Raw genomic sequence first — 442 nt, forward strand, 5'->3', positions numbered from 1 at the left:
GGTTGATATGAAGAAAACCGTCCAGTAACTGACACGAAGAGAGAAGAGGAAACAAAATGCCGAAAAGCAATTTGACGCGCCGCAAGTGGTCGATGGCCGCCTGCTCGAACATGGCCGGCAGCTGGGCTACCAGCGTTGACGCCTCCACCGAGTGGCCAGCCAGCTTCACCGTTCCACGACCAGCGAACTCCGATTTGCAGGAGTTGGCCAGCGTTATGCGGCGGTTGGCAAACGCAGCATCGGCCATAAGGCAGGCCGCGGCGATAAGCTGCGGCGTGGCCGGGTGGCCGGCAGCGTCAAGCGGCACCGTCCGATCCAGGCGAATGACCGGCGAGTCGACGCGCGGAGGCCGGAAGAAATAGCCCGGGCCCACGGCGAAACGCCCAGCAGGCCGCGCGTAGAGCCCTAATTTCACCGTATAGGCGCCGTAGTTCTTCGTGCC

General features: G+C 62.4%; 1 pseudogene. It reads right to left on the reverse strand.

From position 1 onward, the window contains the following. Positions 1-442 (reverse strand): annotated as a pseudogene (locus tag PZH32_RS11395) (hypothetical protein); the annotation flags it as partial.

The sequence above is a fragment of the Adlercreutzia equolifaciens genome (assembly GCF_029076695.1).
Classification (GTDB): Bacteria; Actinomycetota; Coriobacteriia; order Coriobacteriales; family Eggerthellaceae; genus Adlercreutzia; species Adlercreutzia equolifaciens_A.